The following is a 14,495-nucleotide window of genomic DNA, read 5'->3' as shown; positions in this document are numbered from 1 at the left end:
AGGAAGTTCCCAAGAAAGACTCAGTGTGGTTTTAGGAACGTGGTGGTTTTGAAGCTTTTCGAGTAGTGTCAGGGGGCGTAGAATCGGCTTTATTCTGCGGTTTTTGACCATCCGGAAGCGCATGGAGCACATAATCGGGTTCCACCACCGTTTCATCGGGTCGCTGTCCGGCAAGCACGCGTTTGATGGCGCGGCTGGCCTGGATGATGTTGTCGAACGGACCGCGGTCGGTGTTGGCCGTATCGTCCAGATCGTGCAGCAGGACGCGCTGCTTGAGCAGACGCCAGCGGAAACGGGCCACCAGATCGAGACCGGCCCCGTAGATGCCCACCGGGTAGCTGAACATGAAGGCTACAAACACGCTGATCGCCAGCATGGGCGCCATCGACCATCCGAAAATCTCGCATCCCATAAAGAACGCGGCGGCCGGTACGCGTTCCACGGCGGCAAAGAAGCACATGGCGCCCAAAGCGGCGCCGAACAGCGGATCGGTGCCCGTCATCACCGTGCACGCCGAACCAAGCAGGCCGCCAATGCACAGCGAGGGCATGATTTCGCCACCCTTGAGCCAGAATCCCAAGCACAACACCACAAGCAGCATTTTGATCGCGAACGCCCACGACACGTTTTTGCCGTCGACGAGGATCGTATTGAGCATCGCGCCACCGCTGCCCGTAAAGTCCCACCAGCCCGTAGTGGCTACCACCACGGCGAAAATGAGGGCGCCAACTACGGCCCACATCATGTAATTCTTATAAACGCGGCGCGTAAGGTCCTGGATGAAGCGCACCAGCGAGACGAACACGGTGCCGAAAAACGCGGCACACACGCCCACGATGATGCAGATGCCCACGATCTTCCAGTCGATTTGCGGAATGGGCACTTTCATAATGATGTCGCCAATGTTGAATATGCGCGCCACACCATAGGCGGTGAAACAGGCGATAAGCATGTCGACCAAAAAGCGCAGCTGGCTGAATCCCAGCAATTCGAGCACGAGAATGCCCGAGCCCAAAGGGCTGAAAAACAGGGCGGCGAATTCGGCGGCCATGCCCGTGGCGGCCACGCAGCTGTGGATGCCGCGTCCGTCGGCATCGCCGTTGCGGTTGAGGATGTCACGCAAATGGAACGGCCTGGAGACGGTGGCGCCCAAGCTTGCGCCCATTTGCAGCGCGCCGGCCTCCTTGCCCACGGCGCCTCCGCCCAGAATCGTCATGCAGGTGGCCACGAGGATACCCGGGGCCAGCAAGCCCGACGTGCGGTTGCCGAGGCGAATGTTGCGCACCACCGATTCGGTGGTAGTATCTTGCGGCAACTTCCATGCCTTATATAACAGCAGTTGTCCCACGCCCAGCAACGGGAGGGCCCACAACAGCCAATGGTGCGCCAGAAACGTGTGCCGCGCGAATCCCACGCATACACACAGCAATACGGATCCAAGTCCGCACACGATGCCGCAGGTCACGGCGAACAGCACATGGCGCAAGATTTGACGCAAATAGAACGCGACGGAAAAGACGGCACGATCATCGGACTCCGGAGCTGCGCCGCCTTGCGGGGGTCGAGCGGTTGTCTTGTTCACCATGCACCTCGTTCCATGCTCTATTCCTTGCCATCCCTTGCTATCACCTATGGTTGAGGATTCTATGTACGCGCGTGCCGTCGTTCGATGTGAGCACAAAATTGTGTGCATTCTCACATTTTTCACCTATTCAAATCCGCTTGTCGCCCGTGCTTCCCCCATGCGCCTTGCGTTACGATGGACGCAGGTGTAACAACGAGGTCACCAGTGTTCATCAACAATCGAACGCGTATAGCAATTTTGGCACAAGGAGTCGGCTGTGAGTCGTATCAATGTCAGTATTATTAGTCCAGAAGGCGGATGGGGTCGCAACGCCGTGGCCCTGGGCGTCGTCAACGCCTTGTCGCAGTGCAAGCGCACGGGCATTTTCCGTCCGGCGGTTTCCGAGCAGGAAGCGCTCACCGGTGCGCTGCTTGATCTGGTCAATACCCCGGAAACGCTCGAACAGGCCATCGGCGTCACGCCGCGCATGGCCCGCCTGAACCCTTCGGACGCACGTGCCAGCATTGTCACCCGTTTCACGGAAACCGAAGCTGCCATTGCTCCCGACGCCATGATCATCGTGGGCTCGGACCGCTCCAATATTGGCGACCCGCAGCGCTTCGCGTTCAATGCGGCCGTCTCGGCCGATTTGCAGGCGAGCGTGGTGCTCGCCGTATGCACCATGCACCGTACGCCCGAGGAAGTGGCGCAAACCATCGAATCGTGCAAGAACGTCATCGAGTCCGCGGGTACCAAGCTTATCGGCGTGTTCGTCACGGGTTGCCGCGACTCGCAATACGAAGGCCTGCGCGAACAGTTCTCGGACTACGCGCTGCCAGTATGGTTCATGCCGTACGTGGACTTCGACCAGGACGGCGCCAATGACGAGGCACTCAAGCTCTTCGGCGAAAACGTCAATACGGACGAACTGCTCGAAGCCTTGGAAACCCCGTTCGTCAAGCCCACCACGCCGTTCGCTTTCCAGTACGACCTGCTCGAGCGCGCCCGCGCCGACAAGAAGACCATCGTGCTTCCCGAAAGCAGCGACGACCGCATCCTGCGTTCCGCAGACTATCTGCTCAAGCGCGACATCGTCAACATCATCCTTATTGGAGAGCGCGACGAGATCATGCAGCGCGCGCAGGACCTGGAACTCGATTCGCTTGACAAGGCCAAGTTCCAGTCCATGCACGAGGCGGCCGTGCTCGAGCCGATGATCGCCAAGCTGTGCGAGCTGCGCGCCAAGAAGGGCATGACTCCGGACAAGGCGGCCCAGCAGCTGACCGACATGAGCTATTTCGGCACCATGCTGGTGGTGATGGGATATGCCGACGGTCTGGTTTCGGGCGCCATCAACTCCACGGCCAACACCGTGCGCCCGGCCCTGCAGGTCATCAAGACGAAGCCCGACGCCACCAGCGTTTCCGGCGCGTTCCTCATGTGCTTCAGCGACCATGTGGCCGTATTCGCCGATTGCGCCATCAACACGAACCCCGACGCGGCCCAGATGGCGAACATCGCCATCCAGTCCGCGGAAACGGCCAAGTCGTTCGGCATTGATCCCAAGATCGGCATGCTCTCCTACTCCACCATCGATTCGGGCAAGGGACCGGATGTCGACCTCGTCAAGGAAGCGACGGCGATCCTGCAGGAGAAGCGTCCCGACCTGCCAAGCGTGGGACCGATCCAGTTCGACGCGGCCTGGTCCCCGGACGTGGCGGCCATCAAGGCTCCCGGCAACGAGGTGGCGGGACACGTGAACGTGTTCGTGTTCCCGGACCTCACCTCGGGCAACATCTGCTACAAGGCCGTCCAGCGCACTTCGGGCGCCATCGCCATCGGCCCGATCCTGCAGGGACTGAACCGCCCGGTCAACGATCTGAGCCGTGGCGCCCTCGTCCAGGACATCATCAACACGATCGCGCTTACCGCGATCGAAGCCCAGCAAATCGACTGAACACCTTTTATGGGTGCCCGGAACGTCAATGTATGATTCACCGAGTACCCTTAACTATGGTAAAAGCCGCGGATGCGGCGAAAATACTAGCAAATGGAGGAAGCCCTTATGGCGAAAACCGTCCTTGTTATCAACTCCGGCTCCAGCTCGATCAAGTACCAGCTGGTAGATCTTGAAACCGGCGAAGGCCTGGCTTCGGGTCTCGTGGAAAAGATTGGCGAGCCGATCGAAGGTCACTACAAGCACGAATACAACGGTGAAAAGCACGAGCTCACCGAGAAGATCGAGAACCACGAGCAGGGTCTCAAGCGTGTGCTGGGCTTCTTCAACGAATTCGGCCCGAAGCTCGACGAAGCCGGCATCGTGGCCGTCGGCCACCGCGTGGTGCAGGGCGGACACGTCTTCCCGGAGCCGGCTCTCGTCACCGACAAGACGATCCAGGAAGTCAAGGACCTGGCCGTCCTCGCTCCGCTGCACAACGGCCCGGAGGCCAAGGGCGCCGAAGTCATGCGCGCGCTGCTGCCGGACGTCCCGCAGATCTTCGTGTTCGACTCCTCCTTCTTCTTCCAGCTGCCGGACGCTTCCAGCACCTACGCGCTGAACAAGGAAGTTGCCGACCAGTACCACATCCGCCGCTACGGCGCCCACGGCACCTCCCACGAGTTCGTCTCCTCCGTGGTTCCGGAGATCATCGGCAAGCCGGCTGAAGGCCTCAAGCAGATCGTGCTGCACATCGGCAACGGCGCTTCCGCTTCCGCGGAACTGTCCGGCAAGCCGATCGAAACGTCCATGGGCCTGACCCCGCTCGAGGGTCTCGTCATGGGCAGCCGTACGGGCGACATCGACCCGGCCGTGGTGTTCCACCTGATGCGCAACGCCGACATGACCGTGGACGACGTGGACGACCTGTTCAACAAGCGTTCGGGCATGATGGGCATGACGGGCTTCGGCGACATGCGTGAAGTACACCGCCTCATCGCCGAAGGCGACGAGAACGCCAAGCTCGCCCTCGACGTGTACATCCACCGCATCGTGAGCTACATCGGCGCCTACGCCGCACAGCTCGGCGGCCTGGACGCCATCACGTTCACCGCCGGTGTCGGCGAGAACGACGAAATCGTGCGCCGCAAGGTGTGCGAGAAGCTCGCTCCGTTCGGCGTGAAGCTGGACGACGAGAAGAACGATACGCGTTCCAAGGAACCGCGCATCATCTCCGCCCCGGAATCCTCCGTCATCGTGGCCATCGTCCCGACGAACGAGGAGCTCGCCATCGCCCGCAAGTCCGCCGCCATCGCGGCCGCCGGCGAAGATTCCTACGGCAACAAGGTTGCCCGCTGAAATCGGCGATAATCCGCAAGCGGCGCGTATAGCGCAATAGGAAAGGGCTGGTCTTGGACCAGCCCTTTTTGTATGCCGTGCAGACGCCGACCGGGCGGCGCGAACGCTTATGGCGTCGGACGCCCGAATCTGACTACGCGCCGAATCTACTACGCTCCGGCCCCGCTATGCCCCGTACGCGGCGTTCAGCGCCGCCTTCATCTCGGCCACATATGCGGATACTGGCGCCACCGATTGCGTACCGTATTCGGCGACGATTTTGACGATGGCGGACCCCACGATGGCGCCGTCGGAATATCGCGCCATATCCACGGCCTGCTGCGGTGTGGCGATGCCGAAGCCCACTGCGCAGGGGATCTGCGGGTTCGCCTCGCGTACCAGACGCATCATGGCGCCAATATCGGTGGTGATTTTCTGGCGTACGCCCGTCACGCCCAATGAGGAGATGCAATAGATGAAGCCTTCGGCATGGCTGGCGATTTCGCGGACACGGTCATGCGAAGTGGGCGCGATAAAGCTGATCATGTCCAGGCCGTGGGCGCGGAATGCGGGAGCGAACTCCTCTTTTTCCTCAAACGGCACATCGGGCAGGATGACGCCGTTCGCCCCCACCTCGGCCGCACGCTGCGCGAAACGTTCGAGCCCGTAGGAAAACACCACGTTCGCATAGGTCATGAACACGAGCGGAATGGTCACGTCCTTGCGCACTTCACTGATCATGTCGAAGACGCGGTCCGTGGTAGTGCCGCTGGACAGCGCGCGCAAATCGGCGCCCTGGATCACGACGCCTTCCGCGGTGGGATCCGAGAACGGTATGCCCACTTCAATCAGATCGGCCCCGTTCTCGGCCATGGCGCGGATCAGTTCCGCCGTGGTTTCCAGATCGGGATCGCCCGCCGTAAGGAAGGGAATAAACGCCTTGCCGTGCGTGAAGGCCTGCTCAATGTTACTCATGGATGTCCTCTCCCCTATAGCGCGCAATGGCGGCGCAATCCTTGTCTCCACGCCCTGAAATCGTGATCACGATGATCTGGTCCGGATCCATCGTGGGCGCCAGTTCCATGGCGTAGGCCACGGCATGGGCCGATTCGATGGCGGGAATAATTCCCTCGGTCCTGCTCATGTATTCGAACGCGTTGACAGCCTGGTCGTCGGTGACGGGCACGTATTCGGCGCGGCCCTCGTCATGGAGCCACGCGTGTTCGGGACCGATGCCCGGATAGTCGAGGCCCGCGGAAATGGAGTACACGGGGGCGATCTGTCCGTATTCGTCTTGGCAGAAGTACGATTTCATGCCATGGAAAATGCCGAGGGATCCCGTGTTGATGGTGGCGGCCGTTTCGAACGTGTCAATGCCTCGGCCCGCGGCTTCGCATCCGATCAACCGCACGGACGGGTCGTCAATGAAGTTGTAGAAGGAACCGATGGCGTTGCTGCCGCCTCCCACGCATGCGAGCACCACGTCGGGCAGGCGCCCTTCGGCTTCCATGAGCTGTTCTTTGATTTCCTGGGAGATCACGGCCTGGAAGTCGCGCACGATCATCGGGAACGGATGCGGTCCCATTACCGAGCCCAGGCAATAATGCGTGTCGTCAATACGCGAGGTCCATTCGCGCATGGCTTCGGATACGGCGTCTTTGAGCGTGGCGGTGCCGGAAGTCACGGGTACCACGTCCGCGCCCAGCAGGCGCATGCGGTAGACGTTCAACGCCTGGCGTTCCGTGTCTTCCTTGCCCATGAACACGACGCATTCCATGCCGAGCAGCGCCGCCGCCGTCGCCGTGGCCACGCCATGCTGGCCGGCTCCCGTTTCCGCGATCAGGCGCGTCTTGCCCATCTTTTTGGCGAGCAGCGCCTGACCAAGCACATTGTTGATTTTGTGGGAACCCGTATGGTTGAGGTCCTCGCGCTTGAGATAGATTTTCGCGCCGCCCAAGTCTTTCGTCATTTTTTCGGCGTAGTACAGCCGGCTTGGCCTGCCCGCGTAATTGTTCAGCAGATCCGCAAGTTCGCGCCGGAATTCGGGATCGTCCTTGAATGTGTTATAGGCGTCCTCGAGTTCGATCACGGCGTTCATGAGGGTCTCCGGAACGTACTGGCCGCCGTGGACGCCGAAGCGCCCCGTGCAGTGTTCGCCCGTGGATGTTGGTGGCTCCATGCTTATTCCTCCATTGTGCGTACTTGCGTAATAAAATCCTTGATTTTTGCCGGATCCTTGACGCCGGCGGTTTCCACTCCGCTGGACACGTCGAGCATCACCGCTCCTGTCGCTGCGGCGGCTCGCGCATTGCCGGGATCCAGCCCGCCGGCGAGCGCGAACGGGCGGTCGCATGCGGAAAGCATGTGCCAGTCGAACGATTGGCCCACTCCCCTGCCCGCGTCCAGCAGCACCATGTCCGCGTCGCTGGCGTACGCCCTGCGCACATCGTCCAGATCGTGCACCACGAACGCCTGCCAGACGGGAACGTCCGGGATCCTGTTGCGCAGATGCTTCACATAGGCCGCGGCTTCGTGCCCGTGCAGCTGTACCACGCGGATATGCGAGTCGCGTACCAGGCGTTCAATGTGCGTTATCGGCTCGTCCACGAAAACGCCCACGGCAACGATGCCGGGATCCAGCCGTCCCGTCAACGCCGCCAATTGTTCGTCCGTCACGTTGCGCGCGCTTCGGGGCACATTGACCACAAACCCGCAGTAGTCGGGACGAAACGTGTTGACGGCTTCAATGTCCTCGACGCGCGAAAGTCCGCAAATCTTGATGCGCGGAATGGTCGGCGTGTTCATGACGCCTCCCGCATGGCGCGAATCATGGCGGTCTTGTCTGGGGCGCGCATGAGCATTTCGCCCACGAGCGCGGCGTCCGCGCCTATCGCGGCGATATTGGAAACGTCTTGTAATGAGGAAACGCCCGATTCGGCCACGAACACGGCGCTTGAGGGAACCAGGTCGCGTAGGCGTTGGGCGTTGGAAAAATCGACGGAAAAGTCGCGCAGGTCGCGGTTGTTCACGCCGATAAGCGTGGCGCCCGCATCCACGGCCCGGCGCACTTCGTCGGCGTTGTGCGTTTCCACGAGCGCCGAAAGGCCAAGCTGACGCGCGATGCCCATATAGGTTTCCAAATCCTGCTGGTCGAGGATGGAGCAAATGAGCAGTACGGCGTCGGCGCCCATCAGGCGCGCTTCATACAGCTGGTAAGCGTCCACCACGAAATCTTTGCGGATCATGGGCATGGCGATTTCCTGGCGGATTTGGCGGAAAATATGGTCCGAGCCCATGAACCAGCGCGGTTCGGTCAGGCAGGAGATGCAGTCGGCGCCGCCTTGCTGGTATTCTTGCGCGATTTGCAGATAGGGAAAATCTTGACTGATCATGCCCTTGGACGGCGAAGCGCGTTTGATTTCGCAAATGAACCGCAATCCGGGTACGCGCAGCGCGTCCTCGAACCGTTTGCCGTCCGCCGGTCCCAACGATTCGCATTGTTCGCGCAGCTCGGACGTGGCATGGAAGCGCTGGGCGCGGTGGACGCGTTCACGGGCATATTGGGCGATCGTGGTCAAGATGGTTTCCATGGCTCACCTTTCCTGCGACAGTGTGATGAAACGGTCCAGCGTCTCTTGCGCGGCGCCCGAATCGATCAGGGACGCGGCGAGCGCGATGCCCTGTGTGATGTTCTCGCTTTTGCCCGCCAGCGAGAATGCGGCGCCCGCGTTCATGAGCACGGCGTTGCGGCGCGGACCTTGTTCTCCCGCGAGGATGGAGCGCACTATCGCGGCGTTTTCTTCAGGGGCTCCGCCTTCGAGCTCTTCGCGCGCGCAACTCGTAAACCCGAATTGTTCGGGCATGATCACGTAGCGCGAGAAGGCGCTGCCATGGAATTCGCATACGCTGGTGGGTGCGCTCATCGAGATTTCGTCGAGCTTGTCCTGTCCGTATACGACCATGCCGTGGCGCACGCCGAGGCTGGCGAGCACATGGGCCAGCGGTTCGACCAGCGACGCGTCGTACACGCCGAGCAGCTGCATGGTGGGCGTCGCGGGATTGGTCAATGGTCCCAGAATGTTGAACACGGTGCGGATGCCGAGTTCCTTGCGGATCGGGCCCACATATTTCATGGACGTGTGGTATTTCTGCGCGAAGAAGAAGCACATGCCCACTTCGTCGAGCAGGCGCATGCAGGTTTCCGGAGACTGTTCAATGTTGACGCCCAGCGCTTCCAGGCAGTCCGCGGTACCGCATTTGGACGAGGCGGCACGGTTGCCATGCTTGGCCACCTTGATGCCGCCCGCGGCCGCGACGAGCGCCGCGGTGGTGGAAATGTTGAAGCTCTTGGAGCCGTCTCCGCCCGTGCCCACGATGTCCATGACGGGATGGTCGTAGGTGACACGCGTGGCGTGGTCTCGCATGGCGGCTGCGCAGCCGGAGATTTCCCCGATCGTTTCCGCCTTCGTGCTTTTGGTGGACAGGGCCGCCAGGAACGCCGCGTTCTGCGTGGGCGTCGTTTCGCCGCTCATGATTTCATCGATGACGGCGTAGGCTTCATCGTAGGACAGGTCCTGCTTGTCCACGATTTTGATAATGGCTTCTTTGATCATTCTTTGGTGTCCTTTGTCAGATCGATAAAGTTGCGCACCATGCGCATGCCTTCGGGCGTCATGATGGATTCGGGATGGAATTGCACACCGTATACGGGGTTGGCTCTGTGCTGCATGGCCATGATTTCTCCGTCGTCGGCGCGGGCCGTGACGATGAGGGAGCCGGGCAGCCCTTCATCCTGTACGGCGAGGGAATGGTAGCGCGCCACGGCGGTGCGAGGCGAGCACCCGGCGAATAGCGGGCTGGCCGTGTCGACTTGCGTTTCCGACTGCTTGCCGTGCATGAGCCGCTTGGCGTAGGAAACGTTGGCCCCGTATGCCACGCCGATGGCTTGGTGGCCGAGGCATACGCCGAGAATCGGAATATCCGCGCCCAAGTCGCGCACCACGTCCACGCATATGCCCGCGTCTTCGGGGCGTCCCGGCCCGGGCGAAAGCACAATGCCGTCGGGATCCATGCGTCGGACATCTTCCACGCTTACGGCGTCGTTGCGCACCACGCGTATGTCGGGCTCGATTTGGCCCACGAGCTGCACCACGTTGTAGGAGAAGCTGTCGTAGTTGTCGATGAGCAGGATCATTTATCGCACCTCCTGCGCCTGTTGCAATGCGCGCACCACGGCGGCCGCCTTGTTGAGACATTCCTGGTATTCGTGCTCAGGAACGGAGTCGGCCACCACGCCGGCGCCCGAACGCACGAACACTTTGCCATTTTTCTTGTAGGCGATGCGGATGGCGATGCACGTGTCGAGATTGCCCGAAAAGTCGAGATAGCCGATGGCGCCCCCGTAGATGCCGCGCTTGTTGTCCTCAATGTCGTTGATAAGCTGGCACGCCTTGATTTTGGGGGCTCCCGAAAGCGTTCCGGCCGGAAGGATCGCGTCCACGGCGTCCAATGCCGTTTTGTCGCTTCGCAATACGCCGCGTACGGTGGAACCGATATGCATGACGTGCGAATAGCGTTCGATGCTGTGCAGTTTTTCCACCTGGACGCTACCGAATTCGCTGATTTTGCCCAGGTCGTTGCGCCCCAGATCCACGAGCATGTTGTGTTCCGCAAGCTCCTTCTCGTCGCGCAGCAGTTCGTCTTCCAGCGCCGCATCCTCTTCGGGTGTTGCGCCGCGCGGCCGTGTTCCCGCCAGCGGGAATGTGTGCAGGACGCCGTCCTCGAGCTTGACGAGCGTTTCCGGGGATGCGCCCGCCACTTCGAGGCTGCGGCTTGAGAAATAGAACATGTAGGGCGAGGGGTTGATCGTGCGCAGCACGCGGTAGGTGTTGAGCAGCGACCCCTCGAACGGCGCCTCCAGGCGGTTGGAAAGCACGATCTGGAAAATGTCGCCTTCCACAATATGGTGTTTGGCGCGATTGACCATGGCGCAATATTCCTCTTTGCTGAACAGCGCCGTCACCTCGCCCGTCAGTCGTCCCGGTTCGTCTTCGGCCGGCTCGCCGTGGCGTACGAGTCGCGCCATCGCCTCGAGTTCGGCGCCGGCCCGCGCATATTGCGCGTCCACGTCGTCCAGAGAGATGGTGGTGATCAGCACAATCTTCTGGCGCACATTGTCGAAGGCGATGACTTTGTCGAACAGCATGAGGTCCACATCGCAGAACCCTTCGCTGTCATGCGCGTCCAAGTGGAGCGACGGTTCCGCGTATTTGAGGTAATCGTAGGAAAAATAGCCCACGAGGCCGCCCGCGAATGTGGGCATGCCTTTGATTTTGGGGCTTTTATACTCGTCCAGAATCCGCTTGATGCGCTCATGCGGCGAGGAAACGGGGAACGATTCGCCATTGACGCTCATCACGCCGTTCGTGCACGTGATTTCCAGTTTCGGATCGTATCCGAGGAACGTGTAGCGCCCCCATTGCTCGCTGTCGGTCACCGACTCGAGGATGTAGCAATGGTCGGAGACGCGCTGCAGCCTGCGCAGCACCTCGATGGGCGTGGCGATGTCGGACAACAGTTCCATGCTCACGGGAGCGCAGCGGTACTTCCCGGTGGCGCCGATGCGCCGCAACTCTTCTACAGTGGGATACACGACGTGTCCTTCCGCTCGGGCCACCGGGTTCCATACCGGCTTGCATAGTTGGTTCCCTAATATTGCGGGTTTCCGGTCCAACCATGCAAGACGTCTCTCAATATGGACAATTACCGCATTTATTGCAACATTGCGGTCCACATTCCTACGAAATCGGGCAATGTCTTTGATGTAGTGGCGATATTGACAATCTCAATATGTGGAATCACGAGTCCCAGCATCGCCGCGAATGTCGCCATGCGATGGTCGGCGTACGTTTCCATGACCGCGCCGTGCAACATGTCGCGCGAGACGGGTTCGATCGCAATGCCGTCGGGCAATTCGTGCGCGTGCGCGCCGACGCGTTCGATTTCCGTGGCCAGCGCATGCAGGCGGTCCGTCTCGTGGCCGCGCAGATGCGCGATGCCCGTCAATTCGCTCGGTCCGTCGGCCAGCGTACACAATGCGGCGATGCTCGGCGCGATCTCCCCCGCCGCCGACAGGTCATACGTTCCCAGCGCACGGATAGTCCCCGCGCCCGTGACGCGCAGCATGGCGCTGGCGGCCGGGCAATCGCCCCGTTTGTCCCAATCAAGGCCGCCAAAGATGACGGTGGCGCCCATGCGGCGCAACATGTCGGGAAGCAGACCGCCGGGTTGCGCGGTGGTGGCCGGCCAGCGCGGCACCTGCACGCTGCCGCCCGCGATCAGCGCGGCGCCCAGGAACGGGGCTGCATTGGACAGGTCGGGTTCCACCACGAGTTCGCCGGGCAGGTTGAGCGGGCGTGCCGCCACCTTCCAGCGGCCGTGGCCCGGCATCGTGATTTCGCCGCCGGCAAGCGCCACGTCTTCCATGGTCATGCGGATATGCGGCATGCTCGGCAACTTCTCCCCCGTATGGACGAGCGTCATGCCGCCGGGCAAGCGCGAGGCGACGAGTAGCAGCCCGGAAATGAACTGGGACGATTGGGACGAGTCGATCTTCACGGTCACATGGCCGGCGGGAAGAGTCCGGGGCGGCGTGACCGTGCACGGCAGGAATCCGGGGCGTCCTTGGTATTCAATAGCGCACCCCAGCTGTTCCAACCCGTCCAACACGGGTTTCATGGGACGTGCATATGCCTGTTCGTCGCCGTCGATATGGACGGGACCGTCGGCGAACAGCACGAGCGCCGGCACGAAACGCATCACGGTTCCGGCCAGGCCGCAATAAATGGTGACGTTTCCATGGAACGTGCCGTTGGCGGGCGGTGTTACCGTCACGATCGTAGGATCGTCGGGATCCTCGTCAATCGAGACTCCAAGCTCGCGCAACGCCGCCATCATGAGCGCCGTGTCACGTGAACGCAACAGTCCTTCCAACCGTACGGGCCGTGTTCCCAGCGCGGCGAGCAGCAGGTAGCGGTTGGACAGGGATTTGCTGCCGGGCACGGCGACGGTAGCGTCAAGCGGATGCCGGGCGAGCGGCGCCGGCCAAAGTGCGGTTTCAGTCATGCCTCTTATGGTAAGGGACGGCCGTGCGCCGACCGCCGGACCGTTTCAGATCGCCACGAATTTTTTACGCGAACCGCGCCCATGTGGGGCGCATACGCAAAAGGCCATTCCCGTTAACGGGAATGGCCTTGCATGGTGGTCGGGCTGACAGGATTTGAACCTGCGACATCCTGCTCCCAAAGCAGGCGCGCTACCAAACTGCGCTACAGCCCGAGTTGTTCGAGACTTGCCACACTCGGCCCGTCTCCAAGCACAAGAAATAACTATACCACACGGGCCAACGGCTTCGACACACCCCCGTTTTACAATGAATAGCCGGAGGGACACACATGATGGGAAGACACCAACAGGCTGAGGCTTCGGGCCTTATTTCATTCTTATGCTGCGCGGTATGCGGCGGCGTGGGCATGCTGCTGTATTTGCAGTACGCGTCCGCGTTCTGGCAGTTGAGCCAGCGGCGCTTCATGATGGCGGCGGCGTTCGTGGCTGTTTGCGGCGTGGCGTCGTTCCTTGTCGGATACTTGCAGCGCTTGCGCAGCCTTGCGCTCACGGGCACGTGGCCCATGCGCCTGCGCCGCGCCGTGGAAATCCTCGCATTGTCCGTGGTGTACGCGGCCACGCTGTTCCTCACGTCGTTCATGATTTTCAGCCTGTTCAACTCGCTGATGGGCCCCGTGCGTTTCGTCACGTATATTCCCTCGATTTGTGCGGGATTGGCCGGTGTCAGCGGCTACATCACTTTCGTGCAGGCGGAGCTGATGGACGCGAAAACATTGGCGTCGCTGCTGCCGTTCTTCATCATTTCCGGTGTGGGCGTCGCCAGCTACACGTCCACGGATCCCAACTGGTTCAACAACAATTTCTCGCAATTGGGCGACCGCACCACGTTCGCGGCCACCATGTTCAATGTCACGCTGATTCTCGGCGGCATATGTGTGATCATTATCTCGTACTTCGCCATCGCCGAACTCGTGGCGACCTACCGCATCTATCGGCCCGGCCAGCCTGTCGCCTACCGCATGGTCGACGTGCCTTACCGCCTGCCCAAATTCAAGGTGCGCATCGTATTGCTCACCATTCTGCTCATGCTCAGCGGCATCGCGTTCATCGGCATCGGCACGTTCCGCTATACGCCGCATCCCGTCATGCACAACATATTCGCGCGCGGACTGCCCGTCATCATGTGCCTGACGCTGGTAGGCCTGCCATGGCTCGCCCCGCAGCTGTCCAAGTCGCTGTACCTGTTGTCCGACTTGGCCGTAATCGTGGCGGGCGCGACGGGCGTCACGTGGATTCTCGGCTACACGTCGCTGACGAACGTGGAGGCGCTCGCAGGCATGATCTTCCTCGGATGGTTCATCGTGTTCTCGCGCCAGATCGCCGCCATCGACGACGACCGCGTCCAGCGCCAGCTGCTGTTGATGCGCCAGCAGGGGCTGGACCCGGACATCACGATGAAGGATGTGGAACAGATCTCGCTCGACTCCGTGATGGGCACGGGCACCACGAACGTGCTGCACGAGCGCGGCTAGG

General features: G+C 61.2%; 12 protein-coding genes and 1 tRNA gene. 3 read left to right on the top strand and 10 right to left on the bottom strand.

The annotated features are described in order from the left end of the window. Nucleotides 1–31: 31 nt before the first annotated feature. Complete coding sequence (locus BMAGN_RS03065; protein WP_022859241.1) at nucleotides 32–1,585, bottom strand: chloride channel protein; 1,554 nt, start codon at nucleotides 1,583–1,585, stop codon at nucleotides 32–34. A 256-nt stretch (nucleotides 1,586–1,841) separates the two neighbouring features. On the opposite strand from BMAGN_RS03065, the gene pta reads away from it, so the two are divergent. Together pta and BMAGN_RS03055 are read left to right on the top strand one after the other, a co-directional pair. After that, on the top strand, nucleotides 1,842–3,521 hold the full coding sequence (pta, locus tag BMAGN_RS03060) for a phosphate acetyltransferase (protein WP_022859240.1): 1,680 nt from the start codon (nucleotides 1,842–1,844) through the stop codon (nucleotides 3,519–3,521). Nucleotides 3,522–3,629: 108 nt separating this feature from the next. Then, nucleotides 3,630–4,859 (top strand): acetate/propionate family kinase, encoded by a 1,230-nt coding sequence (locus BMAGN_RS03055; RefSeq protein ID WP_022859239.1) that lies wholly within the window; start codon nucleotides 3,630–3,632, stop codon nucleotides 4,857–4,859. Between the two features lie 165 nt (nucleotides 4,860–5,024). Here BMAGN_RS03055 and trpA read toward each other — a convergent pair whose 3' ends face one another. From trpA to BMAGN_RS03010, 9 genes are all read right to left on the bottom strand, one after another. After that, complete coding sequence (trpA, locus tag BMAGN_RS03050) at nucleotides 5,025–5,813, bottom strand: tryptophan synthase subunit alpha (protein WP_022859238.1); 789 nt, start codon at nucleotides 5,811–5,813, stop codon at nucleotides 5,025–5,027. Beyond that, on the bottom strand, nucleotides 5,806–7,017 hold the full coding sequence (gene trpB, locus BMAGN_RS03045) for a tryptophan synthase subunit beta (protein ID WP_051126586.1): 1,212 nt from the start codon (nucleotides 7,015–7,017) through the stop codon (nucleotides 5,806–5,808). The genes trpA and trpB overlap by 8 nt, the downstream gene beginning before the upstream one ends. A gap of 2 nt (nucleotides 7,018–7,019) precedes the next feature. Further along, nucleotides 7,020–7,643: a phosphoribosylanthranilate isomerase gene (locus BMAGN_RS03040; protein ID WP_202961075.1), complete on the bottom strand. Its 624-nt coding sequence runs from the start codon at nucleotides 7,641–7,643 to the stop codon at nucleotides 7,020–7,022. Beyond that, on the bottom strand, nucleotides 7,640–8,428 hold the full coding sequence (trpC, locus tag BMAGN_RS03035) for an indole-3-glycerol phosphate synthase TrpC (protein WP_022859237.1): 789 nt from the start codon (nucleotides 8,426–8,428) through the stop codon (nucleotides 7,640–7,642). Before trpC ends, BMAGN_RS03040 begins: the two co-directional genes overlap by 4 nt. Nucleotides 8,429–8,431: 3 nt before the next feature. Beyond that, nucleotides 8,432–9,451, bottom strand: a complete 1,020-nt coding sequence (gene trpD / locus BMAGN_RS03030) for an anthranilate phosphoribosyltransferase (protein WP_022859236.1) — start codon at nucleotides 9,449–9,451, stop codon at nucleotides 8,432–8,434. Further along, nucleotides 9,448–10,032, bottom strand: coding sequence for an anthranilate synthase component II (locus BMAGN_RS03025; protein ID WP_022859235.1), 585 nt, complete (start codon nucleotides 10,030–10,032; stop codon nucleotides 9,448–9,450). Before BMAGN_RS03025 ends, trpD begins: the two co-directional genes overlap by 4 nt. Further along, a complete protein-coding gene (trpE, locus tag BMAGN_RS03020; protein ID WP_026501880.1) occupies nucleotides 10,033–11,490 on the bottom strand; it encodes an anthranilate synthase component I in 1,458 nt (485 codons plus the stop codon). A gap of 119 nt (nucleotides 11,491–11,609) precedes the next feature. Further along, nucleotides 11,610–12,962: a 3-phosphoshikimate 1-carboxyvinyltransferase gene (gene aroA, locus BMAGN_RS03015; protein ID WP_022859233.1), complete on the bottom strand. Its 1,353-nt coding sequence runs from the start codon at nucleotides 12,960–12,962 to the stop codon at nucleotides 11,610–11,612. 136 nt (nucleotides 12,963–13,098) lie between these two features. Beyond that, nucleotides 13,099–13,175 (bottom strand) — tRNA-Pro (locus tag BMAGN_RS03010). A gap of 119 nt (nucleotides 13,176–13,294) precedes the next feature. Between BMAGN_RS03010 and BMAGN_RS03005 the strand changes: the two genes are divergently transcribed. Further along, on the top strand, nucleotides 13,295–14,494 hold the full coding sequence (locus tag BMAGN_RS03005) for a hypothetical protein (RefSeq protein ID WP_026501879.1): 1,200 nt from the start codon (nucleotides 13,295–13,297) through the stop codon (nucleotides 14,492–14,494). The last annotated feature ends 1 nt before the right edge of the window (nucleotide 14,495 follow it).

Source organism: Bifidobacterium magnum, from assembly GCF_000741255.1.
Taxonomy (GTDB): domain Bacteria; phylum Actinomycetota; class Actinomycetes; order Actinomycetales; family Bifidobacteriaceae; genus Bifidobacterium; species Bifidobacterium magnum.
This window is presented reverse-complemented; position numbering and strand designations above follow the sequence as displayed.

Coding starts and splice junctions, on each gene's coding strand:
- trpB (WP_051126586.1), bottom strand. CDS start 7,017: ATGGAGCCACCAACATCCACGGGCGAACACTGCACGGGGCGCTTCGGC.
- BMAGN_RS03025 (WP_022859235.1), bottom strand. CDS start 10,032: ATGATCCTGCTCATCGACAACTACGACAGCTTCTCCTACAACGTGGTG.
- trpD (WP_022859236.1), bottom strand. CDS start 9,451: ATGATCAAAGAAGCCATTATCAAAATCGTGGACAAGCAGGACCTGTCC.
- aroA (WP_022859233.1), bottom strand. CDS start 12,962: ATGACTGAAACCGCACTTTGGCCGGCGCCGCTCGCCCGGCATCCGCTT.
- trpC (WP_022859237.1), bottom strand. CDS start 8,428: ATGGAAACCATCTTGACCACGATCGCCCAATATGCCCGTGAACGCGTC.
- trpA (WP_022859238.1), bottom strand. CDS start 5,813: ATGAGTAACATTGAGCAGGCCTTCACGCACGGCAAGGCGTTTATTCCC.
- BMAGN_RS03005 (WP_026501879.1), top strand. CDS start 13,295: ATGGGAAGACACCAACAGGCTGAGGCTTCGGGCCTTATTTCATTCTTA.
- BMAGN_RS03040 (WP_202961075.1), bottom strand. CDS start 7,643: ATGAACACGCCGACCATTCCGCGCATCAAGATTTGCGGACTTTCGCGC.
- BMAGN_RS03055 (WP_022859239.1), top strand. CDS start 3,630: ATGGCGAAAACCGTCCTTGTTATCAACTCCGGCTCCAGCTCGATCAAG.
- BMAGN_RS03065 (WP_022859241.1), bottom strand. CDS start 1,585: ATGGTGAACAAGACAACCGCTCGACCCCCGCAAGGCGGCGCAGCTCCG.